This is a genomic window from Neisseria sp. P0022.S010 (genome assembly GCF_051956635.1).
Genome location: NZ_JBQCXF010000027.1, coordinates 1 through 23,528, shown reverse-complemented (window position 1 = coordinate 23,528; position 23,528 = coordinate 1). Strand labels below are relative to the sequence as shown.

At 51.2% G+C, this 23,528-nt stretch carries 18 protein-coding genes; 8 read left to right on the top strand and 10 right to left on the bottom strand.

What is annotated here, in order from left to right:
• Positions 1–277 precede the first annotated feature (277 nt).
• On the bottom strand, positions 278–1,006 hold the full coding sequence (gene rph / locus ACTHUT_RS05020) for a ribonuclease PH (protein WP_440385573.1): 729 nt from the start codon (positions 1,004–1,006) through the stop codon (positions 278–280).
• Between the two features lie 137 nt (positions 1,007–1,143).
• Here rph and ACTHUT_RS05015 point away from each other — a divergent pair, with 137 nt between their 5' ends.
• The 3 genes from ACTHUT_RS05015 to ACTHUT_RS05005 all read left to right on the top strand — a co-directional run bounded on the left by ACTHUT_RS05015 (position 1,144) and on the right by ACTHUT_RS05005 (position 3,829).
• Complete coding sequence (locus ACTHUT_RS05015; protein WP_440385574.1) at positions 1,144–2,031, top strand: YicC/YloC family endoribonuclease; 888 nt, start codon at positions 1,144–1,146, stop codon at positions 2,029–2,031.
• Positions 2,032–2,121: 90 nt separating this feature from the next.
• Entirely contained in the window at positions 2,122–2,298 is a 177-nt protein-coding gene (locus ACTHUT_RS05010; RefSeq protein WP_440385575.1) for a hypothetical protein, read from the top strand.
• A gap of 580 nt (positions 2,299–2,878) precedes the next feature.
• Entirely contained in the window at positions 2,879–3,829 is a 951-nt protein-coding gene (locus tag ACTHUT_RS05005; RefSeq protein WP_440385576.1) for a bile acid:sodium symporter family protein, read from the top strand.
• A 71-nt stretch (positions 3,830–3,900) separates the two neighbouring features.
• Here ACTHUT_RS05005 and ACTHUT_RS05000 read toward each other — a convergent pair whose 3' ends face one another.
• A complete protein-coding gene (locus ACTHUT_RS05000; RefSeq protein ID WP_440385577.1) occupies positions 3,901–4,446 on the bottom strand; it encodes a TIGR00645 family protein in 546 nt (181 codons plus the stop codon).
• Positions 4,447–4,643: 197 nt separating this feature from the next.
• Between ACTHUT_RS05000 and ACTHUT_RS04995 the strand changes: the two genes are divergently transcribed.
• Positions 4,644–5,414 carry a sulfite exporter TauE/SafE family protein gene (locus ACTHUT_RS04995; RefSeq protein WP_254322192.1) on the top strand — a complete coding sequence of 257 codons (771 nt, stop codon included), beginning with the start codon at positions 4,644–4,646 and terminating at the stop codon, positions 5,412–5,414.
• A 49-nt stretch (positions 5,415–5,463) separates the two neighbouring features.
• Here the strand turns inward: ACTHUT_RS04995 and ACTHUT_RS04990 are convergent, their stop codons facing one another.
• The 4 genes from ACTHUT_RS04990 to ACTHUT_RS04975 form a co-directional block, all read right to left on the bottom strand.
• Positions 5,464–7,059: a peptide chain release factor 3 gene (locus tag ACTHUT_RS04990; RefSeq protein WP_070588308.1), complete on the bottom strand. Its 1,596-nt coding sequence runs from the start codon at positions 7,057–7,059 to the stop codon at positions 5,464–5,466.
• A 213-nt stretch (positions 7,060–7,272) separates the two neighbouring features.
• Positions 7,273–8,412, bottom strand: a complete 1,140-nt coding sequence (locus tag ACTHUT_RS04985) for an NADH-dependent flavin oxidoreductase (protein WP_440385578.1) — start codon at positions 8,410–8,412, stop codon at positions 7,273–7,275.
• A 118-nt stretch (positions 8,413–8,530) separates the two neighbouring features.
• Positions 8,531–9,595 carry a 2,3-butanediol dehydrogenase gene (locus tag ACTHUT_RS04980; RefSeq protein ID WP_003745670.1) on the bottom strand — a complete coding sequence of 355 codons (1,065 nt, stop codon included), beginning with the start codon at positions 9,593–9,595 and terminating at the stop codon, positions 8,531–8,533.
• Positions 9,596–9,831: 236 nt separating this feature from the next.
• Positions 9,832–10,890: a histone deacetylase family protein gene (locus tag ACTHUT_RS04975; RefSeq protein ID WP_440385579.1), complete on the bottom strand. Its 1,059-nt coding sequence runs from the start codon at positions 10,888–10,890 to the stop codon at positions 9,832–9,834.
• A gap of 177 nt (positions 10,891–11,067) precedes the next feature.
• Between ACTHUT_RS04975 and yajC the strand changes: the two genes are divergently transcribed.
• The 4 genes from yajC to ACTHUT_RS04955 all read left to right on the top strand — a co-directional run bounded on the left by yajC (position 11,068) and on the right by ACTHUT_RS04955 (position 15,408).
• A complete protein-coding gene (gene yajC, locus ACTHUT_RS04970) occupies positions 11,068–11,334 on the top strand; it encodes a preprotein translocase subunit YajC (protein ID WP_003675720.1) in 267 nt (88 codons plus the stop codon).
• Positions 11,335–11,409: 75 nt separating this feature from the next.
• The gene (secD, locus tag ACTHUT_RS04965) at positions 11,410–13,263 is read left to right on the top strand and encodes a protein translocase subunit SecD (RefSeq protein ID WP_003745673.1); all 1,854 of its coding nucleotides are present in this window, start codon (positions 11,410–11,412) and stop codon (positions 13,261–13,263) included.
• A gap of 3 nt (positions 13,264–13,266) precedes the next feature.
• Positions 13,267–14,202 carry a protein translocase subunit SecF gene (gene secF / locus ACTHUT_RS04960; protein WP_003686183.1) on the top strand — a complete coding sequence of 312 codons (936 nt, stop codon included), beginning with the start codon at positions 13,267–13,269 and terminating at the stop codon, positions 14,200–14,202.
• Between the two features lie 324 nt (positions 14,203–14,526).
• Positions 14,527–15,408 carry a carbohydrate kinase family protein gene (locus tag ACTHUT_RS04955; protein WP_440385580.1) on the top strand — a complete coding sequence of 294 codons (882 nt, stop codon included), beginning with the start codon at positions 14,527–14,529 and terminating at the stop codon, positions 15,406–15,408.
• Between the two features lie 79 nt (positions 15,409–15,487).
• Here ACTHUT_RS04955 and ACTHUT_RS04950 read toward each other — a convergent pair whose 3' ends face one another.
• From ACTHUT_RS04950 to nusA, 4 genes are all read right to left on the bottom strand, one after another.
• Positions 15,488–16,045, bottom strand: coding sequence for a nitroreductase family protein (locus tag ACTHUT_RS04950; RefSeq protein ID WP_440385581.1), 558 nt, complete (start codon positions 16,043–16,045; stop codon positions 15,488–15,490).
• 111 nt (positions 16,046–16,156) lie between these two features.
• A complete protein-coding gene (locus ACTHUT_RS04945; protein ID WP_440385582.1) occupies positions 16,157–18,895 on the bottom strand; it encodes a calcium-binding protein in 2,739 nt (912 codons plus the stop codon).
• Positions 18,896–19,243: 348 nt separating this feature from the next.
• The gene (gene infB, locus ACTHUT_RS04940; protein ID WP_440385583.1) at positions 19,244–22,144 is read right to left on the bottom strand and encodes a translation initiation factor IF-2; all 2,901 of its coding nucleotides are present in this window, start codon (positions 22,142–22,144) and stop codon (positions 19,244–19,246) included.
• An 11-nt stretch (positions 22,145–22,155) separates the two neighbouring features.
• Positions 22,156–23,528 (bottom strand): transcription termination factor NusA (gene nusA, locus ACTHUT_RS04935; RefSeq protein ID WP_440418692.1); only part of this gene is annotated, 1,373 nt, incomplete at its 5' end.

The window sequence follows — 23,528 nt, the reverse complement described above, 5'->3', positions numbered from 1 at the left end:
TGTCGTGTCCTTCGGCGCGGGCTTTGGCGACACGTTTGGCTACGTTTTTGATGCGTTCGGGCGAGCCTACTGATGTGCCGCCGTATTTATGTACGATTAACGCCATGTTTCGTGCTTTCTTGTGGGGTTTGTCGGGCAGCTTGGTTTGCTGGAAAAAGGGTTATTATTACTATTTTTTACATGAAATTCAAGGATGGGACGCGCTTTTTTGAGTAAATGCGCATAAATGGACGGGGTTAAAAAAGGCCGTCTGAAAGTTTTCAGACGGCCTTGCTGATTATCGGGATAAAAGGGCGGCCTTTTGGTGTTGGACCAATTCGGCAATGCCTTTATGGGCGAGGGCAATGAGTTTGCCCAATTCTTCGATGCTGAACGGTGCGCCTTCGGCCGTACCTTGGATTTCGATGATTTTGCCAGATGCGGTCATGATGATGTTGACGTCGCTGTCGCAGCCTGAGTCTTCGGGATAGTCCAAGTCCAGAAGCGGTACGCCTCCCACCACGCCGGCGGAAACGGCGGCAACGGCTTCGCGGATGGGATTTTCGCTGATGAGGCCGTCTGAAAGGAGTTTGTCCACGGCGATTTGCAGGGCAACGTAGGCGCCGGTAATGGAGGCGGTACGCGTGCCGCCGTCGGCTTGGATGACGTCGCAGTCAATCAGGATTTGGCGTTCGCCGAGTTTTTCCATATCGACGACGGCGCGCAGCGAGCGGCCGATCAGGCGTTGGATTTCTTGTGTGCGGCCGGATTGTTTGCCTGCGGCGGCCTCGCGGCGCATACGGGAGGCGGTGGAAGCCGGCAGCATGCCGTATTCGGCCGTTACCCAGCCTTGTTCTTTGCCGCGCAGGAACGGTGGAACATTTTCGTCGATGGAGGCGGTGCAAATTACTTTGGTGTTGCCGCACTCGATAAGGCAGGAACCGTCGGCGTGGGGGAGGAAGTTTGGGGTAATTTTGATGTTGCGAAGGCTGTCTGCGGCGCGGCCGATGCGTGTGTAGTCGCTCATGATGGTCCTTTGGGGGAATAAAAAACAGGTTGCCTTGAATTATAGAGGAATTTGGCGGCAAAGGCCGTCTGAAAATCGGCGGTCGGGTGTGTTATAGTATCCGTACTTTCACTCGTATTTGGAAACGGAGTAAAACCATGGCTACAAGACGAAATATTCAAATCCACAGCATGACCGGCTTTGCCAATGCCGCAGGCGAATGCGGCGGCAAGCGGATTAATTTGGAAATCCGCGCGGTCAATCATCGTTATTTGGATGTCCAATTCCGTATGCCGGAAGAGTTGCGCTATTTGGAAGGCGCGTTGCGCGAGCAGATTGCCGCAGCCGTGGCGCGCGGTAAATTGGAATGCCGCATCCAGCTTCAGGATGCCTCCTCGGGCGGACAGACTTTGGAGGTCAATCAGGATTTGGTTGCCCAACTGGCGCATTTGAACAAAACTTGGCGCAAGGAGCATGATTTTGCCAAATTGAGCGTGGCCGATGTTTTGCGTTTTCCCGGCGTTTTGGCGGGTCAGGGCGAAGATGCCGAAGCTTTGGCCAAAGGCGTTAAAGATTTATTGACCAGCGCTTTGAAAGAGTTTGCAGCCGCCCGCAAACGCGAAGGCAAAAAACTGGGCGAGCACCTGCTGCAACGTCTGGACGGCATGGAAGAGATTGTGGACGCTTTGAACGAATTGTTCCCCAGCCTTCTGCAGGCGCATATGGACAAAGTCAAAGCCCGTTTGGCAGAAGCCGTCGGCAATATCGACAACGACCGTTTGCAACAAGAATTTGCTTTGTTCATCCAAAAATCCGATGTGGATGAGGAATTCAGCCGTTTGCGCACCCATATCGCCGAAGTGCGCCGCATCGTTACCGAAGGCAAGGGCGACGTAGGCAAACGTTTGGATTTTCTGATGCAGGAGCTCAACCGCGAGGCCAATACCTTGGGCAGCAAAGCCATCGCCGCCGAATGCACGCAAGCTTCGGTTGAACTGAAAGTCTTAATCGAACAAATGCGCGAACAGGTTCAAAATATCGAATAAGTCGATAATGAATAGACAAAACAAGGCCGTCTGAAAAGGTTTCAGACGGCCTTTTATAAACTGATTCCAAGTAAACAAAGAGATTCAGGCATGATCATTAAAGGCAAGCTGATTCTTACGATGGATTATAAAGCGGAGGCACGAAATCCGCTTACTGGTAAAAAAGCGAAATTATTAACCAATATGGTTAATACCGGTACTGTTGTTGATGACCCAAACCAGATAATTAGTTTGAATGCGATTGAACTGTTATGGAAAAAGCTGTAAAGCATTTTGCCTGATTCGAACAGGATCACACGGGGGCTTGTGCCACCGCTCCCTTTCCATTTGGTAACCCACGCTTTACGGCTTTGTTAAAGACAATATACTGATGAACAAGATAAAAATCAACACAGATGCTCTGCAAAACAGCTTAAATGCTATTGAACAGCGTACAAGCAATTATCAGTCATTGATGACGCAACTTGCCTACATCATACGCAATGCGGTAGTGGACAACTTCGAGGCGAGTGGCCACTATGCTATCTAAGTAAAGAAGTTTTTTCTGCTACTGTTGTGCGCGGAGGAGGGCATTTCATTGATTTCACTATTATTGCCTGTTCGGAAAACATGACCGATGAGGAAAAAATGAGTCCTGAAGAATGGTATCGTTGGCGGAATGAAAGATTGAAGAAGGAGTACGAAAAATAGTCTATTTTTCCTTAAGTCCTATGGTCATAAAGGGTAGGGCGGGTCATTCATGTTTGAAATATCAAACATGGTTATTGCCAGAGCTGCATAGAAAAGTTAATATCCGTTAACTTATGGCAATTATTGTCATGATAAAAACATACAAAGGAGTAAAAATATGAACTTTCTGACCGCAGTCAGTCGGCAAATGACCCGCTTCACCGCCCTGATTATCGTCCTTGCCTCCATTATCGCCTTTATCGAACCTGCCACTTTTTCGTGGGTAAAAGGCGATACGCAAGTCGTCGTACTCGGCATCATCATGCTCGGCATGGGCATGACTTTGGGTAAGGAAGATTATCAAATTCTGGCACAACGTCCGCTCGATATTTTTATCGGCGCCATCGCCCAATACACGATTATGCCCTTGCTCGCCATCGGTATTGCCAAAGCCTTTGACCTTTCGCCCGGATTGACGCTGGGTTTGGTTTTGGTCGGTACCTGCCCGGGCGGCGTTTCGTCCAATATCATGAGTTTTTTGGCTAAAGGCGATGTTGCTTTTTCAGTCGGCATGACCACGGTTTCCACCGTCCTCGCGCCTGTGATGACGCCGCTGTGGATGACTTATTTGGTCGGACAAACCGTCGAAATGGACGGCTGGGGCATGTTCAAATTTATGCTGCTTGTAACGCTTTTGCCTGTTGTCATTGGTTCGGTGGCCAATATATTGCTGCACAAAAAACACTGGTTTGAAGACGTGCGCGCGATTATGCCTGCTGTTGCCGTTGCCGCATTCGCGTGTATTGTCGGCGGCGTTGCGGCCGTCCACGGTCACCGCTTCGCCGAATCCGCCTTGGTTATGATACTTGCCATCGCCGCCCACAACATCGGCGGCTACATCCTTGGCTATTACAGCGGCGCGTTAACCGGCATGAATACTGCTAAAAAACGCACCCTTGCCATTGAAGTCGGCGTACAAAATGCCGGACTTGCCACCGGTTTGAGCGCTAAATTTTTCCCCGGCAATGCCGAGTCTGCCGTTGCCGCCGCCGTTGCCTGCGTTTGGCACTCCGTATCGGGAACGATTTTGGGCAATTTGTTTGCATGGTGGGACAAGCGTAAGCAATAAGCCGGTAAACATTGCCAAATAATAAAAGGCCGTCTGAAACATTTCAGACGGCCTTTTGATTGTTTTTGAAATCAATGCGCTTTATGTGTCGTGCCGTACACGATTTTGTCCGTTAACGCCATGGCGAGGGCGGAAATCAGGAAACAGATGTGGGTAATGCACTGCCACATGATTTGTTTTTCGGTCAGGTTGGCGGCGTTGAGGAAGGTTTGCAGCAGATGGATGGAGGAAATGCTGATGATGGACATCGACAGCTTAACCTTCAAAACCGATGCGTTAACATGGCTGAGCCATTCGGGCTGGTCGGGGTGTTCGTTAACGTGGAGGCGGGAAACGAAGGTTTCGTAGCCGCCGATAATGACCATGGTCAGCAGATTGGCAATCATCACAACGTCAATCAGGTTTAACACGGCCATCATGATGGTGTTTTCATCCATGATGCCGAGATTGGTGACCAAATGCCATAAGGATTTGAGGAATTTGTAGGCGTAAATGCCTTGGGCGACAATCAAGCCCAGATAAATCGGCAGTTGCAACCAGCGGCTGGCGAAGATGAAATGCGCGAAGATGCCCATTTGGTCGCGGGGCGTGTGTTTGGTCGGGGTAGAATGTTCCATAATATGTTGTGTGTGGGAAAGACAGGGGGCGGCATTTTAATGGAAAAATTTTCAAGCTGCAATCTTATTAGTGGCTGAATTTAAAAAGAAAGGCCGTCTGAAAACAGGATGTCGGCTTTTTGTTTTCAGACGGCCTTGTAGGTTGTCAGGTCGGGCAAACACGCGCAAAATCGCTTTGCTTTTTAGAGATGGACATTATGCTTGCAGATTCGTTTTTTTATTATCTGGTGTTGGTCGGCTTTGCCGCCGGGCTGATGGATGCGGCGGTTGGCGGCGGCGGGCTGTTGCAGATTCCCGGCTTGTTCAATCTATTACCGAACGCTACGCCTGTGGCCTCGGTGATGGGTGTCAATAAATTCGCTTCTTGCTGCGGCACGCTGACTGCGACGGGGCAATATCTGCGCCGAATCCCCGTGCCGTGGAAAATGCTGCTGCCTGCCGCGGCGTTGGCGTTTGCCGCTTCCTATTTGGGCGCAAAAACGGTGGTGTATTTCCCCGTGCAATACATGAAACCGGCGATGCTGGTCATCATGATTGCCATGTGTCTGTATACTTTTTTGAAAAAAGACTTGGGGCAGACAGTGCGCACTGAAAAGCTGACGCGCCGCGAAACTTTATGGGGCTTGTTTTTTGGCGCGTTAATCGGGTTTTACGACGGCGTGTTCGGGCCGGGAACGGGCAGCCTGCTGGCTTTCGTGTTCGTCCGCTTTTACGGCTATGATTTTTTAGCGGCCAACGCTTCGGCAAAGGTCATCAATTCGACCACCAATCTTGCCGCGCTGACATTTTTTATCCCGCAAGGCCATGTTGTGTGGGCATGGGCGATACCGTTGGCGGTAGCGAATTTGTGTGGCGGCGTGGTCGGCGCGCGCTTGGCAATACGCGGCGGAACCAAGCTGCTGCGTTACGGGTTTATGTTGCTGCTGTGTCTGACCATTGGAAAGTTTGCCTGGGATTTATTGGGTTGATATCGAATGAAAAAAAGGCCGTCTGAAAGTTTCAGACGGCCTTTGCATTTTACAGTTTAACCGAATGCTCGCGCGTTTCGTGGAACACGATGTCCGGCCAGCGTTCCTGCGTCAGATTTAAGTTGACGCGGTTAGGCGCGAGGTAGGCGAGGTTGCCGCCTGCGTCTATCGCCAGATTGCCTGCGTTGGCTTTTTCAAATTCTGCCAGCTTTTTCTTGTCTTCGCACGATACCCAGCGCGCCGACCAGATGGATGCGCTGTCGAACACGGCTTCTACGCCGTATTCGTTGGCCAGCCGCGAGGTAACGACTTCAAACTGCAACACGCCGACCGCGCCCAAAATCAAATCTGCGCCGCTCATGGGTTTGAAGACCTGTACCGCGCCTTCTTCGCCAAGCTGTTGCAGGCCTTTTTGCAGTTGCTTGATTTTCAGCGGGTTTTTGATGCGGACGCTGCGGAACAGTTCGGGTGCGAAGAATGGGATACCGGTGAACGCCAGTTGTTCGCCTTCGGAGAAGCTGTCGCCGATTTGGATGTTGCCGTGGTTCGGGATGCCGATGATGTCGCCGGCGTAGGCTTCTTCCACCAGCTCGCGGTCGTGCGACATGAAGGTTACCACGCTGGAGGCGGCGATTTCGCGGTTGATGCGCAGGTGTTTCATCTTCATGCCGCGCTCGAATTTACCGGAGCAGACGCGCAAGAAGGCGATGCGGTCGCGGTGTTTCGGGTCCATATTGGCTTGGATTTTAAAGATAAATCCGGAAAACTTCGGCTCGTCCGGCTCGACCATGCGTACGGTCGCATCGCGCGGTTTCGGCGCAGGCGCCCATTCAATCAATGAATTGAGGATTTCCTGAATACCGAAGTTGTTAATCGCAGAGCCGAAGAACACGGGCGTGAGTTCGCCGGCGAGGAATTCGTCGAGATTGAACTCGTTGGAAGCCGCCTGCACCAATTCGATTTCGTCGCGCAACTGTTGAATTTCCAACGGAAAGCGTTGTTCCAATTCAGGATTGTCGATGCCTTTGATGATGTCGAACTCGTGCGGCAGGCGTTCGCCGCCGGCTTCAAAGAGATAGATTTCGTCGTTCAGGATGTGGTACACGCCTTTGAAGTTCTTGCCCATGCCGATCGGCCAAGTGACGGGCGCGCAGCGGATTTGCAGGATGTTTTCCACTTCGTCCAGTAATTCCAAAGAGTCGCGCACTTCGCGGTCGTATTTGTTCATGAACGTGACAATCGGCGTGTTGCGCAGGCGGCAGACGTTCAAGAGTTTGATGGTTTGCGCTTCCACGCCTTTGGCCGCGTCGATGACCATCAAGGCGCTGTCCACGGCGGTCAAAACGCGGTAGGTGTCTTCGGAGAAGTCTTGGTGTCCCGGCGTGTCCAAGAGGTTGACGGTGTGGTCTTTGTAGTCGAACTGCATCACTGATGAAGCGACGGAAATGCCGCGCTGCTTCTCGATTTCCATCCAGTCGGAAGTAGCAAATTTGCCGGTTTTCTTGCCTTTTACCGTACCTGCGCTCTGAATCGCACCTGAAAACAGCAGCAGTTTTTCGGTCAGCGTGGTTTTACCTGCGTCAGGGTGGGAGATGATGGCAAACGTGCGGCGGCGGCGCACTTGGTCGAGGATTTCTTGGGACATGGTTTTCTTTGCAAAAAGTTTCAGGCCGCTTTTTCAGACGGCCTGAAGGATATGGGTGTTGGAAAACAGGCTAAAATAAGGGCGTGTGCGACACGCCCTGCAATAGATTGAAAGATGCGGAATTGTACAAAAAAATGCTTGATAATTCAATGTTTGCACCAAAACAAAGGCCGTCTGAAAAGTTTCAGACGGCCTTTGTTTATGAATCGATGATTAAATATCCATCGGTTTCCATTCCGCGCCTTTTACCGGCGGCAGCCATGATTGCGTACCGCTGGAGGCAAATCCCCACAAGGTGTCGGGGAGGCCGTAATGGTCGGCGCGTGTCGGGTCGAGTTGCGTTTCGATTTCAGCTTCGCGGCCTTCGCGGATTTGTGTGGCGATGTGCGGATTAATCATCACGGTTTTGCCCAAGGCGATAAATTCTGCCCAGCCGGTTTCATAGGCGGCCAAAATTTGGTCGGCGGTAAACAGGTTGCCCACGCCGATAAGCGGCAGTTTGCCGTTGATGCGTTCGTGGATAAACTGCATACGGGTTTGGGCGGTATCGCCGCGACGGATTTTTTTATCAAATTCCCACAGGGAAACGTGCAGATATTGCAGCGGTTTTTGCACCAATGCGTCAATCAGTGCGCCGGTTTCGGTCATGGTTAAGCCGTCATCGCCCGGTTCTTCAGGGGAGAAGCGGTAGCCGATAATGAAGTCGTCGCGCTGGTGTTTTTCGCGGACGGCAACCACGGCATCGACAACGGCCAGCGGGAAGCGCATTCTGTTTTCCAAGCTGCCGCCCCATTGGTCGTTGCGGCGGTTGCTTTGGGCTGAGTAAAACTGTTGGATTAAATAGCCGTTTGCGCCGTGGATTTCCACGCCGTCAAAACCGGCACGAAGCGCCAAATCGGCGGCTTGCGCATAAGAGGCGATGAGTGCTTCGATTTCTTCTGCGGTCGCTTCGCGTGCGTGTTCGGCTTCGTTGGCGGAAGCGCTGATTTTGTCGAGACCGTCTAAAAGGTCATCAATGGCTTTGGAACCGCCGTGATGAATTTGCAAAATCGCTTTTGCGCCTTGTTGTCGCAGGATTTGTGCGGTTTCTTTCAGGCTGTCGAGGCAGTGTTCGCCTGTGGCTTCAGGTTGGCCGTGAAAGGCTTTGCCGTCTTTTTGAACCAAAGTGGCGGCAGTGATAAACATGCCCATGTCGCCTGCGCGGTTGCTGAGGAAGGTACGTTCTTGGTCGCTGATCAAACCGTCGGCTTGTGAGCCGAAATGGGTCATGGGGGCGACGGCAAGGCGGTTTTTGATGGTTACGCCGTTATTGAGGGTGTATGTTTGAAAGAGTGGGGCGTATTTTGGATTCATGAAATTTTGCTCTTGATAAGTGGATGGTCGGCATAGAATTGGTCCATTCGGGAATTTATCAAGTACACAGGCCGTCTGAAAAGTTTCAGACGGCCTGTTTATTCTTTAAGCCTTGGGATTAAAGATTAGGATTAACAATGATTTTTACTGCGGATTCGTTGTTGTGGATCAAGCGCTCGAAGCCTTCGGAAATCAATTCGTCCAATTTGATGCGTTGGGTAATGAAAGGCTCAAGGTTGATTTTGCCTTCTTCAACCAATTTGATGGTTTCGGCGTGGTCGTTGCAGTAAGCGATGGTGCCGCGCACGTCCAGCTCTTTCATCACGACGCTGTGGACGTTGATGGTGGCAGGGTGGCTCCAAATGGATACGATGACGACTTTCGCAGTCGGACGGCAGGCTTCGACCATGGTGTCCAGCACTTTGTTGACACTGGTGCATTCGAATGCGACGTCCACACCTTCGCCGTTGGTCAGTTTTTTCACTTCTTCAACGACGTCGACTTCGGACGGGTCGAGGATGTAGTCGGCCACGCCGGCTTCGCGTGCTTTGTCTTTACGCGCTTTGCTCAATTCGGTGATGATGACTTTGATGCCTTTGGCTTTCAATACGGCAGCCAACAGCAAACCGATTGGGCCTGCGCCGCCGACCAATGCGACGTCGCCTTCTTTCGCGCCACTGCGTACATAAGCATGGTGGCCGACAGACAGAGGCTCAATCAAAGCAGCTTGGTCTAATGGGATTTTGTCGGAAATAGGGTGCACCCAACGGCGTTTGACGGCGATTTTTTCAGACAAGCCGCCACCGCAGCCGCCCAAGCCGATGAAGTTCATGTCTTTGGAGAGGTGGTAGTTGCTGCCTTCGCCGGTCGGTACGTCGTCGCGGATGATGTAGGGCTCAACGACAACGTGTTGGCCGACTTTGATGTCGTCCACGCCTTCGCCTACGGCATAAACCACGCCGGAGAACTCGTGACCCATAGTTACAGGCGCAGACTCGCCGGAGATTGGGTGCGGATGGCCGCAAGGCGGAATGAAAATCGGGCCTTCCATGAATTCGTGCAAGTCGGTACCGCAGATACCGCACCAAGCAACATTGATGCCGACAGTACCCGGAGCTACGGTTGGCTCTGGAATGTCTTCGATGCGGATGTCGCCTTTGTTATAAAAACGTGCTGCTTTCATTGTAACGCTCCTTTTTTAAAGTGGAGGCCGTCTGAAAAAGACGGTCAATTAGGGAAAGGGAAGCAGTGTGGCGTGTGAAGTATTTTTATTGATATGTTTTATGTTTGTTATTTTACTACTGATAATATGGAAATGGTTTGTCTTTGCTCAAATTAAAGTTTGTAAATGAAAAAAAAAAGGCCGTCTGAAATGGATAATCTGTTTTCAGACGGCCTGGGGTCAATAGTTTGAATGCGTTATGGTGTAGGATTGTTACTTTTGCCGCGCTTCAAATGTTTTTGGTAGGCGACGACGTAGTCGGCCTTGCTTAAGCCCGCCAATACGCGGATGTGGGCGGCGGCGGATTTGGACATGGATTCCAAGGTATAGCCGCCTTCCAGTACGGAAACGACGCGTCCCTGACAGCTTGCCGTTGCTTGGACGATTTTGTGCGTCAGCCAGGCAAAGTCGGCTTCATGCAGGTTCAGACGGCCTGTTTCGTCTTGTTTGTGCCCGTCAAAACCTGCCGAAAGCAACACCAACTCGGGGCGGAAGGCCGTGAGCTTGGGCAGCCATTGTTCGCGGATGGTCGTTCGGAAGATACGGCTGCCTGTGCCCGGTTTGAGGGGCGTATGCAGCATATTTTTATTGCCGGCGTATTGTTCCGCCTGAGGGAAGGGGAAGATGTCGGTTTCAAACAGGTTGAAAAACATCACGCGCGGATCGTCTTGGAGAATCTCCGCCGTACCGTCGCCGAAGTGGACGTCGAAATCGATGACGGCGATGTGTTGCAGGCGGTATTGGGCAATGGCGTGCATCACGCCGACGGCAACGTTGTTGATCAGGCAAAAGCCGCCGGCGCTGTTGCTGTGGGCATGGTGGCCTGGCGGGCGGATGGCGCAAAAAGCATGCCAGGCCTTTTTGTTCATCACCATATCGACTGCCTTGACGACGGCGCCGGCCGCAAAACGGGCGGCTTGGAGGGAGTCGTGGCAGATGACGGTATCGTCGTCGATACGGTGGATTTTACCGGGGAGCGGCTGGGCGGCTTCCAACTCGTGCAGATAGTTGCGCGAGTGGACCAATGCCAGCTGCGCATCTTTGATTTCCGGTGCTTCGGCGGTTTGCAGGCGACGCCAAATGCCTTCTTGTTTTAAGGCGGTTTGAATGGTGCTGATGCGTTCGGGCCTGTCGGGATGGTTGGATCCCGGCTGGTGCTGTAGGAATATCGGATGCGAAATCCATACGGTGCGGGCGTTTTTGCCAAACAAACGGCGCAGGCGGGTGCTGATGCGCCAAAGGATTTTTTTGAACATGGAACAGTATGTGTCGGACAAGTCGTAAAGACTGCTAAATATGGTTAATAAATACGGAAATACTTGGAAATTTTTCAGACGGCCTTTAGAATAGCTCAATTTTGCAGTCCAACCAATGTGTTTGATTGCAGTGTGCAGTTTTTTACTTAATCTAAAACTTGAAAGAACGGATATATTATGAATCAAGCAGTGGCTCAATTTGCCCCTTTAGTGCTGATCATGGTGGTGTTCTACTTCCTGATTATGCGTCCTCAACAAAAGAAATTCAAAGCGCACCAAGCGATGTTGGCCGCTTTGAAAGTCGGCGATAAAGTCGTTTTGGCGGCAGGTTTCAAAGGCCGCGTGACCAAAGTCGGCGAGCAATTCTACACTGTCGACATCGGTCAAGGTGCGAAAATCGAAGTGGAAGTTGAGCGCAACGCGATTGCTGCGAAAGCCGAATAATCCGTTTTTTTGCAAAAAGCCGCCTCATTTTCCGAGCGCGGCTGTTTGCCTTTATAAATAAAGCAAAGGTTTACCATGAACCGTTATCCTTTATGGAAATACCTGCTGATTGCGTTCACGATTGTGGTTGCGGCTGTTTACTCGCTGCCCAACCTTTTCGGTGAAACGCCTGCCGTACAGGTATCGACCAACCGACAAGCCATCGTGATCAACGATCAAACCCAGTCTAAAGTGGATGCCGCGCTGAAACAGGCAGGTATTCAGACTGATGGTATGTTCATCGTCGACAACTCGCTGAAAGTGCGTTTCAAAGATACCGAAACGCAATTGAAAGCACGCGACGTTATCGAAAATACTTTGGGCGAGGGCTATATTACCGCGCTCAACCTTTTGGCGGACAGCCCTGAGTGGATGGCGAAAATCAAAGCCAATCCGATGTTCCTGGGTCTGGACTTGCGCGGCGGCGTGCATTTCACCATGCAGGTGGACATGAAAGCCGCGATGCAGAAAACGTTTGAACGTTATTCCGGCGACATCCGCCGCGAATTGCGCCGCGAAAAAATCCGTACCGGCACGGTGCATCAGACTGAAAACGGTCTGACCGTGCCTTTGCAAGATGCTGCCGATGTACAAAAAGCCTTGCCTCAGTTGCAAAAATTGTTCCCTGAAGCCACGCTGCTGCCGGACGGCAACAATATCGTGCTGACTTTGTCTGAAGAGGCAATCAATAAAGTACGTTCTGATGCGGTTAAACAAAACATCAATACGTTGCACAACCGTGTGAACGAATTGGGCGTAGCCGAACCGGTTATCCAACAATCCGGCCTTGACCGCATTGTCGTACAGCTGCCGGGCGTGCAAGATACTGCCAAAGCCAAAGACATTATCGGCCGTACCGCGACTTTGGAAGTGCGCATGGTGGAAGATGATCCGATCAAACTGCAAGAAGCTTTGAACGGCAATGTGCCGACCGGTTACGAATTGCTGTCAAGCGGTGGAGATCATCCGGAAACCATCTTGGTCAATAAGCAAGTTGAACTGACCGGCGACAACATCAACGATGCGCAACCTAGCTTTGACCAAATGGGCGCGCCTGCCGTCAGCCTGAGCCTGGATAGTGCGGGCGGCAGTATTTTTGGCGAATTGACTTCGGCCAATGTGGGTAAACGTATGGCTATGGTGTTGATCGACCAAGGTAAATCCGAAGTCGTTACCGCGCCTGTCATCCGTGCCGCCATTACCGGCGGCCGCGTGGAGATTTCCGGCAGCATGACGACAGCCGAAGCCAACGATACTTCATTGTTGCTGCGTGCCGGCTCGCTGGCCGCGCCGATGCAGATTGTTGAAGAACGTACCATCGGCCCGTCTTTGGGTAAAGAAAACATTGAAAAAGGTTTCCACTCTACCTTGTGGGGCTTCGCCGCTGTTGCTGCATTCATGGTGATTTACTACCGCTTGATGGGTTTCTTCTCTACCATTGCCTTGAGTACCAATATCTTGTTTTTGGTGGGTATTTTGTCTGCCATGCAGGCAACGCTGACCTTGCCGGGTATTGCCGCCTTGGCCTTGACCTTGGGTATGGCGATTGACTCCAACGTGTTGATTAATGAACGTATCCGTGAGGAACTGCGTGCCGGTGTCGCACCACAACAGGCCATCAACCTCGGTTTCCAACATGCTTGGGCAACCATTGTCGACTCCAACTTGACCTCTCTGATTGCCGGTATCGCTTTGTTGGTATTCGGTTCCGGCCCAGTACGCGGTTTTGCGGTTGTACACTGTATCGGTATTCTGACCTCGATGTATTCATCCGTGGTCGTGTTCCGTGCTTTGGTCAACCTGTGGTACGGCCGCCGTCGCAAATTGCAAAATATTTCCATCGGTTCGGTATGGAAGCCGAAAGCTGAAATGGCAGAAGGCAAGGAGTAAAACATGGAATTATTTAAAATCAAACGCGATATTCCGTTTATGAGCTACGGCAAACTGACGACTTTTATTTCGTTGGTTACGTTTATCGCCGCCGTGTTCTTTTTGGTAACCAAAGGCCTGAATTTCTCCGTCGAATTTACCGGCGGTACGGTGATGGAAGTCCAATATCAGCAGGGCGTTGATGTGAATAAAACACGCGAACGCCTCGATACGCTGAAAATGGGTGATGTACAGGTTCAGGCATTGGGTACGAACAAACACATCATGATCCGCCTGCCGAACAAAGAAGGCGTAACGTCTGCCCAGCTGTCCAACCAAGTGATGGATTTGCTGAAAAAAGACAATCCTGACGTTACCTTGCGCCAAGTCGAATTCATCGGCCCTCAAGTCGGCGAAGAATTGGTCACCAACGGTTTGATGGCATTGGGCTTCGTGGTAGCAGGTATCATTATTTACTTGTCCATGCGTTTTGAGTGGCGTTTTGCAGTGTCCGCGATTATTGCGAATATGCACGATATCGTGATTATTCTCGGCTGTTTCGCCTTCTTCCAATGGGAATTCTCATTGACTGTCTTGGCAGGTATCTTGGCGGTTTTGGGTTATTCCGTAAACGAATCTGTGGTGGTGTTTGACCGTATTCGCGAAAACTTCCGCAAACCGCATATGCGCGGCCATACTGTTCCGGAGGTTATCGACAACGCGATTACCGCCACCATGAGCCGTACCATCATTACCCACGGTTCGACCGAGGCAATGGTTGTTTCGATGCTGGTGTTCGGCGGTGCGGCCTTGCACGGTTTCTCTATGGCGCTGACCATCGGTATTGTGTTCGGTATTTACTCTTCCGTATTGGTTGCCAGCCCGCTCTTGCTGATGTTTGGCTTGAGCCGTGAGAACATTGCCAAAGAAGTGAAGAAAAAAGAAGAAGTTGTAGTTTAAATGCTGCAATAATTCAATAAAGGCCGTCTGAAAATTGATTGAATCAGTTTTCAGACGGCCTTTTGTATTTAAATTTCAGAATGTTTTATTTTGATGAAATCAGAGGGGATAAATGTGAAAGAAAAAGAAAAAATAGGAACAATATAATTTTGTGATGAATCAAGTTTATTGTCTGATGTCCCCTTAATTGCTTGTCAGTCCCAATATTTTAAAACATAATACTTTTGCCCCCGATGCTGGAGTTTTACTACAAGTACATGATTTGCAAAAAATCTGTCGGGAGTGCAGACCCTGCCAATCAACCTCAAAAAAGGAAGGCCAAGAATGAAAGTAACCAGTTTCGGCGAAGTGCTGTGGGACGATTTTCCAAACGGAAAGGTATTGGGTGGCGCCCCCTTGAATGTTGCTGTCCGTTTGCAGTCTTTGGGTATCGATGCTGCCATCATCAGCCGTCGCGGCGATGATGCCGATGGCGAGGAATTGCTGCGCCAGGTCCAAAGCAAAAACGTCAATACTGATTATTTGCAGGTTTGCCAAGAATGCGCGACCAGTTTGGTAAAAGTACACTTGGACAAGTCTGGCAGTGCGTCTTATGAGATTGTTTATCCTTGCGCGTGGGACAGGATTTCGAATGATAATGCGGCAATCAAACGAGTGGCGGAATCCGATGCGTTCGTTTTCGGCAGCTTGGCAACCCGTGACGAGGTTTCGCGTAAAAGCCTGGATGTTTTATTGAAAGAAGCCAAGTTTAAAATTTTTGACGTTAATCTGCGCAAGCCGCATTACGATATTGACCGCTTGTTGGAGACCATGAAACAGTCCGATATGGTCAAACTCAATGATGATGAGTTGTATGAATTGGCTGCGGCTTACGGCTCTCCTTATCACAGTATCGAACAAAATATCGGCTACCTTGTTAAGCTGACCGGTGTCAAAATCTTGTGTGTGACTTTGGGCAGCCATGGCGCGGTTTTGTATAAGGACGGCGAGGTGTACCGCCATTGCGGTTTCCGTGTCAAAGTGGTGGATACTGTCGGCTCGGGCGACAGCTTTCTTGGCGGTTTGACTTACAAATTGTTGAACAATGCGCCTCCTCAAGAAGCCATTACTTTTGCTTGTGCGTTGGGCGCGTTGGTTGCTTCGCGTCATGGTGCAACGGCGGATATTTCTTTGGAAGAAATTGAAGCATTTATGAATCCGGCTTGATGCTTCGATAATAGATATAAAAAGGCCGTCTGAAAAACCATTAAATCAGGTTTTCAGACGGCCTGAGTGTTTTTAGGCTTTACCAATAAGTGGTAAAGCATTCCAGGTTGGTATTTTTCGGGCCGCCGCCTTCTTCTGTCGGCGAGCCAATCATCATCAGGCCGATGATTTTGTCTTTGTCGGTACACTCAAACGCTTCGCGCAACAATGGGCTGTTGACCCACATGCCTGTAATCCAAACATTGTCGAAGCCCTGGGCTGATGCGGCCAGTTGCAATGCGTAGGCGGCGCAGCCGGCAGTCAGCATTTGCTCCCATTCGGGTTTGGGTTTTGCCACTTCACGGTTTGGCACGAATGTAACGCCGATAATCATGGGTGCCATGTTGCCGACGCGTTCGGCTTTTTTCATGACGTCATCGCCGAAGTTGAGTTCGGTAACGGTCTTGCTCAAAAGCTCGCGGAAACGTTGCAAACCGGCTTCGCTTTGAATCACAGTAAAGCGGAAAGGGCGCATATTGCCGTGATCAGGTACTTGTGTGGCCGCTTGCAGCATTTGTTCCAGTTGCTCGGCATTGGGCGCGGGAGCCGTCAGTTTTTTGGAAGAGCGACGTGTGGTCAGAAGATTTAAGGCATCCATGTTTTATTCTTTCTTGTGAACTTGAATGAGAATAATTATATAGCGGAAAGATAAATAAATCAGCAAAAGACTGAGGCCGTCTGAATTCAGGTTTCAGACGGCCTTTGGGTTTTACAGGATACCGTTGTTTTGCGTATTTTCAGTAATCAGTGCTTTGCTGATTTCGTCGGCGGTGTAGCTCTTACCGCTTTCAAATACAAAGCTGTCGATATTATTGTTGGCAATATCATGGATGGTCAGGGTTTCGCCTGTATCTTTGATGGTTAAGACCCAATCATCGCCGGTTTTCAACTGTAAATCTTTCAGCGTCAGCCCTTCTTTGAAAAGGACTTGGGTATCGCTGCCACCATACGGATTAAAGGTGTCGTTGCCGCTGTTTCTGCCAAACATGATGACGGTGTTGTCGGCACCAGGATCGGTAATGGTGTCGTTGCCGCCGGCCGTATCAACGATGTTGATGCCTCGGCCCAAAGTAATGGTTTCATCGCTGCGGTTGCCCCTGTATTCGACAACAGAAGTGTAACGCGACAAATCTAAATCGCTGTTGTCGCTATCGGCATGGATGGTGTGGTTGAAGTTGTTGTACACATCCCGGTTGAGTTCTTCAACGGGTTGGCCGGTGTATTGGACGATGTTTTTGTTGCCGATCATGTGCGGGATAGACAGTTTGAAGTGGTTGATCAGCTCGCCCGTGCTGTATGAGGTATTGCCGTCAAACTGAAACTCGGAAATCGCCCCATAGATACCGCTTTGGTTTTTGATGGTCAAAACATCGTCTGTGCCTTTGATGCGGATATGCCAAGTGTCGCCATCCAGCAGGGGTGGAGATACAAATTGGTTGCTGTCGGGCAGGTCGGTAATCCCGGTTTTGTCGTAACCTTTTTCAACGGTAATTTCAAGGTCGTCAATGGTAATGTCGCCGCTAAATTTCACGGTGTTGGCGTTGAGCGTATGCAGGCCGGCCTCGTTGTCGAAACCGAAGTTGTAGTCGAAAATGGTGTCGTGTCCGTAACCTTTTCCGAAAACATAGGTGTCGTTGTGTTCGCCGCCTTCCAGATAATCATTGCCTGCGCCGCCGTCGAGTAAGTCTGCGCCTACATGGGCATAGAGTTTGTCGTTACCGTTGCCGCCGTAGAGTTTATCGTCGGAAGCGGGTTCGTTGCCGTAATAGGTTTCGCTGTGTTCGCGCAAGATGTCATCGCCGTCGTGGCCATAGAGGATGTCGCGGCCGTCGTTGCCGCCGTCAATTTCATTGTTGCCTGCATCGCCATGCAAGGTATCGTCGCCGTTTGTACCGACAAATTTGATGGTTTCGGCTTTCAGGGTTTGGAAGGCCTGTTGGAACTGCGCGGCAGTGTAGGTTTGGTCGCTGAACTGGAAACGGTCGATGGAAATGCTGCCATCTGCGCCGATTTGGTTTTGAATCAGGGCTGAACCTTGCTCCGAAGTAATTTCCCAGCTTTGGCTGCCGTCGTCATTATGAATGGTCTTCAAGTTGAGCTTGGTATTGTTCAGGCCGTCTGAAAACTTGAGGGTATTGATGCCTTGGTTGTCGATAATGGTATCGTTGTCGCCGTAGATATAGGTATCGTTTCCGGCGCCGCCTTTCAGGATGTCTTTGCCGTTGCCGCCCACCAAAACATCATCGCCAGCATCGCCATTGATGGCATCGTTACCATCGCCGCCATCCAGATAATCGTTGCCGTCGCCGCCATTGAGGTTGTCGTTGCCGCCCATGCCGTAAACGGTATCATCACCGCGTCCGCTGTTGAGGCGGTTGCGGCCTTCGTTGCCGGTCAGGATGTTATTGCTGTTGTTGCCGGCGGCAAAAATATTGGCTGTGCCGGTCAAGGTAACATTTTCAACGTGGGTGGCGGCAGTATATGAAATGCTGCTGAATACGGTGTCTTCGCCGCCGCTAGCTTGTTCGATAACTACGTCTTTTGCGTTATCAACATAGTAAGTGTCATTGCCGTCCCTGCCTTCCATGATGTCGGCACCGGCTTTGCCGTCGATAATATCGTCGCCTGATGTGCCGATCAGGTGGTCATTGCCGTCGCTACCATCGATGGTCCGGCCGCTTTCGGTATGTTCAGTCAGGGAAATATCGAAATATTTAGCAAAGCTGTTTACATCCAGTTTTTGTGTGCCGATGATGAATTGGGAGACTGTCGGTGTTGTACCGTTTTGCGTGTATTGGTTTTGGATGGTTAAAACGGCATTGCTGTTTTTCACGGCGATCAGCCAGTCTTGACCGCCGTTTTCGTTGTTTCGGACTTCGACGGTTAAATCGTTAAGGCTCAGGTCGGTATGGAAGCGGATGCTGTTGTGGCCTTGGTCGTCGATGATGGTGTCTTGCTCGCTTTTGGCAGAGAAAAGGTAGGTATCGTCGCCTTCGCCACCTTCAAGCACATCGTTGCCTGCTTCGCCGTTGAGGGTGTCATTGCCTGTTTCGCCGAAAAGACGGTCGTTGCCTTCGCCGCCGTTGATGAAATCGTTGCCGCCGCCGCCGTAAACGATGTCGTCACCGCGGCCGCTGTTGAGTCGGTTGCGGCCTTCATTGCCGATAAGGATGTTGTTGCTGTTGTTGCCTGCGCCGAAGATGTTGGCCGTACCGGTCAAAACAAGGTTTTCAACGTAGTTGGGGAGGGTATAGCTGACGTTGCTGTAAACCGTATCATCGCCGCCGTTTGGGTCTTCAATGATTGTATCGTCGCTGCGGGTGACATAATAAACGTCATCCCCGGGTGTGCCTGTGGTTGTTTGAGCAAAGGGGGAAAGTTGTAATTGCTCTGCATGTCGTAATTCAAATTGCGCATTGCGGATGCGGGTTGCTTTTTCGGTTGTCATGATATTTTCTTTAGATATTGATGAGAGTAACAAGGAAGTAAACGTATCCGGCATATGGCCGGTATTGCTTAATTTGTATTGTGTTTAGGCTATATATACTAGTGCCGAAATTTGATAAAAACAACAGAAACATTAAGATATGACAATAATTAGAGAGCCTTGTCGGGCCGTGTTTGCCGTCCCTTCTTTTACTAAATGGTTTTGCCCTGTTTGATTGTTTTGTGCCTTCTATACCACACATTGATTTCTATAGTTTCAAACTATGAAGAGTGTAAAAAGGCCGTCTGAAAAAAGAAGCAGGTTTCGCATTGCAAAACCTGCTTCTGATTTTTCAGACGGCCTGTCTGATTACAGCGTACGGGCAACTTCGACGATGTCGAAACATTCGAGTTGGTCGCCTTCCATAATCTCGTTGTAGCCTTTGATCATCAGACCACATTCGAAGCCCATGCGGACTTCTTTGACGTCGTCTTTGTAGCGTTTCAAAGAAGACAGTTCGCCGGTATGGATGACCACGTTGTTGCGGATGAGGCGGACATGGGAATCGCGTTTGACCACGCCATCGGTAACCATACAGCCTGCAATATTGCCGACTTTGGAAACGGAGATGACCTGACGGATTTCGACCGTACCGGTGACTTGCTCTTTCTCTTCCGGAGAGAGCATACCGCTCATGGCGGCTTTCACGTCGTCGATGGCATCGTAAATGATGTTGTAGTAACGGATTTCCACGTTTTCATTTTCAGCCAGTTTGCGTGCGGAAGCATCTGCACGGACGTTAAAGCCGATGATGAATGCGCCGGAAGCGATGGCCAAGTTGACATCCGATTCGGTAATGCCACCCACGCCGCTGTGCAACACGTTCACTTTCACTTCGTCGGTGGACAGTTTTTTCAGGCTGCCCGCCAAAGCTTCGTAAGAACCTTGTACGTCTGCTTTGATGATGACAGACAAGGATTGGGCTTGGTTTTCGCCCATATTGTTGAACATGTTTTCCAGTTTTGCGGCCTGTTGTTTGGCCAAACGCACGTCGCGGTATTTGCCTTGACGGAAGAGGGCGATTTCGCGCGCTTTTTTCTCGTCGGCCAATACCATTGCATCTTCACCTGCATTCGGTACGTCAGACAAGCCGAGGATTTCGACAGGGATAGACGGACCGGCTTCATTGATGGCTTTGCCGTTTTCGTCAACCATTGCACGGATTTTACCGAATGCAGTACCGGCCAGCAGCATATCGCCTTTTTTCAGCGTACCGCTTTGCACCAAGAGGGTGGCAACCGCACCGCGGCCTTTGTCCAAACGTGCTTCAACGATGATGCCCTTGGCTGGTGCATCGACAGGGGCGGTCAGTTCCAAAACTTCGGCTTCGAGCAAGACAGCTTCGAGTAAGGCGTCGATATTGATGCCTTTTTTGGCGGAAACGTCGATAAATTGTACATCGCCGCCCCATTCGTCCGGCACGACTTCGTGCGCGGTCAACTCTTGGCGGATGCGCTCTGGATTGGCGGCTTCTTTATCGATTTTGTTGACGGCAACCACCATCGGTACGCCTGCTGCTTTGGCGTGGGCAATCGCCTCGATGGTTTGCGGCATTACGCCGTCGTCGGCGGCAACCACAAGAATCACGATGTCGGTTGCTTTTGCACCGCGCGCACGCATGGCGGTAAACGCTTCGTGACCCGGAGTATCCAAGAAGGTAATCACGCCGCGCGGGGTTTCAACATGGTATGCGCCGATGTGTTGGGTAATGCCGCCCGCTTCGCCTTGTACCACTTTGGCGCGGCGGATGTAGTCCAGCAGGGAGGTTTTACCGTGGTCGACGTGACCCATCACGGTAACGACCGGCGGACGCGGCAATGCTTCGGCTTCCACAGCTTCCACGCCTTCATCCAAGAATGCTTCGGGATCATCGGCGGCGGCAGGTTTGCCGATGTGGCCGAGCTCTTCCACCACAATCAGGGCGGTGTCTTGGTCGATGGATTGGTTGATGGTGACCATCATGCCCATTTTCATCAGGGCTTTGACCACTTCAACGCCTTTAACGGCCATTTTGTGCGCCAAATCGGCAACGGTAATGGTTTCGGGAACCAAGACTTCGTGTACGACAGGTTCGGTCGGTGCTTGGAAGGCGTGTTGGTTCGGCTCGAGTTTGAGTTTCTTGCCTTTTTTACCGCTGCGTACACGCTCGTCGTCGCCGTTGCGCGCATTGTTACGGTCACGGCCGCCTTTACCGCCTTTGCCTTTGGCGTTGCGGCCTTGGTTCTCTTCGTCACGATCGCGGCGGTCGTCTTTTTTATTGCGCGCGTTGTGTTCGGATTTGCCTTCGCCGGACGGGGCTTTGGTTTTCTCGGCAGGTTTGTTGCGTTCGCCTGATTTGGATTTGGCTTCTTTGGCAGATTTTGCTTCTTGCTCGGCCTGTTGTTTCATGGCTTCGCGGCGCGCTTGACGCTCTTGTTTTTCTTTCAATAAAGCCTCTTGATGCGCACGCAGGGCGGCGGCACGACGGGCTTCTTCATCGCGTTGAGCCTGTTCTTCCTCGCTGACGACAGGTTGCGGTACGGCAGGCGCGGCAGGTTTGGCTGCCTTTTTCGCTTCTTTGCCTTTACCGCCTTTGTCTTGTTTGGCTTTGGCAGGTTTTTTGGCTTCGGCCGGTTTTTCAGCTTCAACGGATTTTTCAGACGGCTTGTTGTCTGCTTTGGCTTCAACTTTTGCTTCTGCCTTAGCTTCTACGGCTTCAACCGGTTTGGCTTCTTCTTTTTTGGCTTCGGCAGGCTTGCTTTCTGCTTTTGGTGCGGCTTTGGCTGCTTTCAGTCTGGCTGCTTCGGCCTCTGCTTTGGCGCGGGCTTCGGCTTTTGCGGCTGCTTCTGCTTCAGCTTTGGCTTTTTCTTCGGCAGCTTTTGCGGCTGCTTTTTCTGCTTCGGCTTTTTGGTTTTCAGCCGCTACTTTGGCTTTGGCTTCTGCTGCCAATTCTTCGGAAGAAGGAATGGTAACGGCACGGCTGCGGCGGCGTGTTTCCACTTTTACGCCGTCAACGGTGCTGACTTCGGTTTTTTTGCGGCGGATGCTGATGGTGCCGCTGTTGCTGCCGTTTTTCTTTTGCAGGTAAGCAGTCAACAGTTGTTTGTCGTCAGTGGTCAGGCTGTCATTACCGCTGTTCTTATTGACCCCGGCTTCTTTCAATTGTTTAAGCAAATCATCGACGGGGCGGTTTAGTTCGGCGGCAAATTGCGCTACGGTTGTATTACTCATTCAGTACCCCCTTAGTTATTTTCTTCAGTAAACCAGTGTTCGCGTGCAGCCAAAATCACTTTTTTGGCTTCTTCTTCGTCAACACCGGTAATTTCGACCAATTCGTCAACAGACAATTCGGCCAGATCGTCGCGTTGGGTCACGCCTGCTTCGGCAAGCTTGCGCAACATATCGGAATCTACGCCGTCCAGATTGCGCATGTCTTCAGACACTTCGCCCAGTTTTTCTTCTGCCGCGATGGTCATGGTCAGGATGGCGTCGCGTGCGCGGTTGCGCAGGGTTTCAACGATTTCTTCGTCAAAGCCTTCGATGGCGAGCAATTCTGCCGCCGGAACGTAAGCCACTTCTTCCAATGTGGCAAAACCTTCTTCAACCAAAATATCGGCGGTTTCGTCGTCGATGTTCAAGTGGGTAGTGAAGAGGTTGCGGATAACGGCATCTTCGGCGGCATTGCGCTCGTCGGCTTCTTCAACGGTCATGATGTTCAGCTGCCAGCCGGTCAGGATGGAAGCCAGGCGGACGTTTTGACCACCGCGGCCGATGGCCAGCGCCAGTTGGTTTTCATCAACAATCACGTCAACGGCGTGTTTGTCTTCGTCAATCACGATGCGGCTTACTTCGGCAGGAGACAGCGCGTTCATCACGAATTGGGCAGGCTCGGGAGACCACAATACGATGTCGATGCGTTCGCCGGACAATTCGTTGCTCACGGCGTTGACACGCGAACCGCGCACGCCGATACAAGTACCTTGCGGGTCGATGCGTTGGTCGTTGGCTTTAACGGCAACTTTGGCGCGTTGGCCTGGGTCGCGTGCTACTTCGCGGATTTCCAACAGGCCGTCTGCAATTTCAGGCACTTCGTTGGCGTAGAGTTTGGCCAAGAAGTCGCCGCTGGTACGGCTCAAAATGACTTGTTTGCGGCCGGTATTGCCAATTTCGTCCACACGCAGGAAGAGGGCGCGGATGCGGTCGCCGCTGCGGAAGTTTTCGCGCGGAATCATTTCTTCGCGCGGAATCAGGGCGTCAAGTTTGCCCGCGACGACTTCAACGATGATGCCGTGGCGCTCGACGCGTTTTACGGTGCCGGAAACAATGTCTTCTTTAGAAGCGAGGAATTCGTTCAGGTTTTGCTCGCGCTCCGCATCACGGATGCGTTGCAGGATGATTTGTTTGGCGGTTTGCGCTGCTTGGCGGCCGAAGCCTTCGTTTGGCAGCTGCTCTTCGTAGTATTCGCCGATTTGGATGGTGGTGCCGGGGATTTCTTCTTGGATTTCCTCGATGGTTTTTTCTACGTCGGGGTAGGTGTAGTCTTCATCGGCAACAATCAGCCAGCGGCGGAAGGTTTGGTATTCGCCGGTATCGCGGTCGATTTCGACGCGCACGT

Excerpts from the sequence above, each read along its gene's own strand:
- rph (WP_440385573.1), bottom strand. The coding sequence starts at position 1,006 with ATGAGCGACTACACACGCATCGGCCGCGCCGCAGACAGCCTTCGCAAC.
- ACTHUT_RS05015 (WP_440385574.1), top strand. The coding sequence starts at position 1,144 with ATGGCTACAAGACGAAATATTCAAATCCACAGCATGACCGGCTTTGCC.
- ACTHUT_RS05010 (WP_440385575.1), top strand. The coding sequence starts at position 2,122 with ATGATCATTAAAGGCAAGCTGATTCTTACGATGGATTATAAAGCGGAG.
- ACTHUT_RS05005 (WP_440385576.1), top strand. The coding sequence starts at position 2,879 with ATGAACTTTCTGACCGCAGTCAGTCGGCAAATGACCCGCTTCACCGCC.
- ACTHUT_RS05000 (WP_440385577.1), bottom strand. The coding sequence starts at position 4,446 with ATGGAACATTCTACCCCGACCAAACACACGCCCCGCGACCAAATGGGC.
- ACTHUT_RS04995 (WP_254322192.1), top strand. The coding sequence starts at position 4,644 with ATGCTTGCAGATTCGTTTTTTTATTATCTGGTGTTGGTCGGCTTTGCC.
- ACTHUT_RS04990 (WP_070588308.1), bottom strand. The coding sequence starts at position 7,059 with ATGTCCCAAGAAATCCTCGACCAAGTGCGCCGCCGCCGCACGTTTGCC.
- ACTHUT_RS04985 (WP_440385578.1), bottom strand. The coding sequence starts at position 8,412 with ATGAATCCAAAATACGCCCCACTCTTTCAAACATACACCCTCAATAAC.
- ACTHUT_RS04980 (WP_003745670.1), bottom strand. The coding sequence starts at position 9,595 with ATGAAAGCAGCACGTTTTTATAACAAAGGCGACATCCGCATCGAAGAC.
- ACTHUT_RS04975 (WP_440385579.1), bottom strand. The coding sequence starts at position 10,890 with ATGTTCAAAAAAATCCTTTGGCGCATCAGCACCCGCCTGCGCCGTTTG.
- yajC (WP_003675720.1), top strand. The coding sequence starts at position 11,068 with ATGAATCAAGCAGTGGCTCAATTTGCCCCTTTAGTGCTGATCATGGTG.
- secD (WP_003745673.1), top strand. The coding sequence starts at position 11,410 with ATGAACCGTTATCCTTTATGGAAATACCTGCTGATTGCGTTCACGATT.
- secF (WP_003686183.1), top strand. The coding sequence starts at position 13,267 with ATGGAATTATTTAAAATCAAACGCGATATTCCGTTTATGAGCTACGGC.
- ACTHUT_RS04955 (WP_440385580.1), top strand. The coding sequence starts at position 14,527 with ATGAAAGTAACCAGTTTCGGCGAAGTGCTGTGGGACGATTTTCCAAAC.
- ACTHUT_RS04950 (WP_440385581.1), bottom strand. The coding sequence starts at position 16,045 with ATGGATGCCTTAAATCTTCTGACCACACGTCGCTCTTCCAAAAAACTG.
- ACTHUT_RS04945 (WP_440385582.1), bottom strand. The coding sequence starts at position 18,895 with ATGACAACCGAAAAAGCAACCCGCATCCGCAATGCGCAATTTGAATTA.
- infB (WP_440385583.1), bottom strand. The coding sequence starts at position 22,144 with ATGAGTAATACAACCGTAGCGCAATTTGCCGCCGAACTAAACCGCCCC.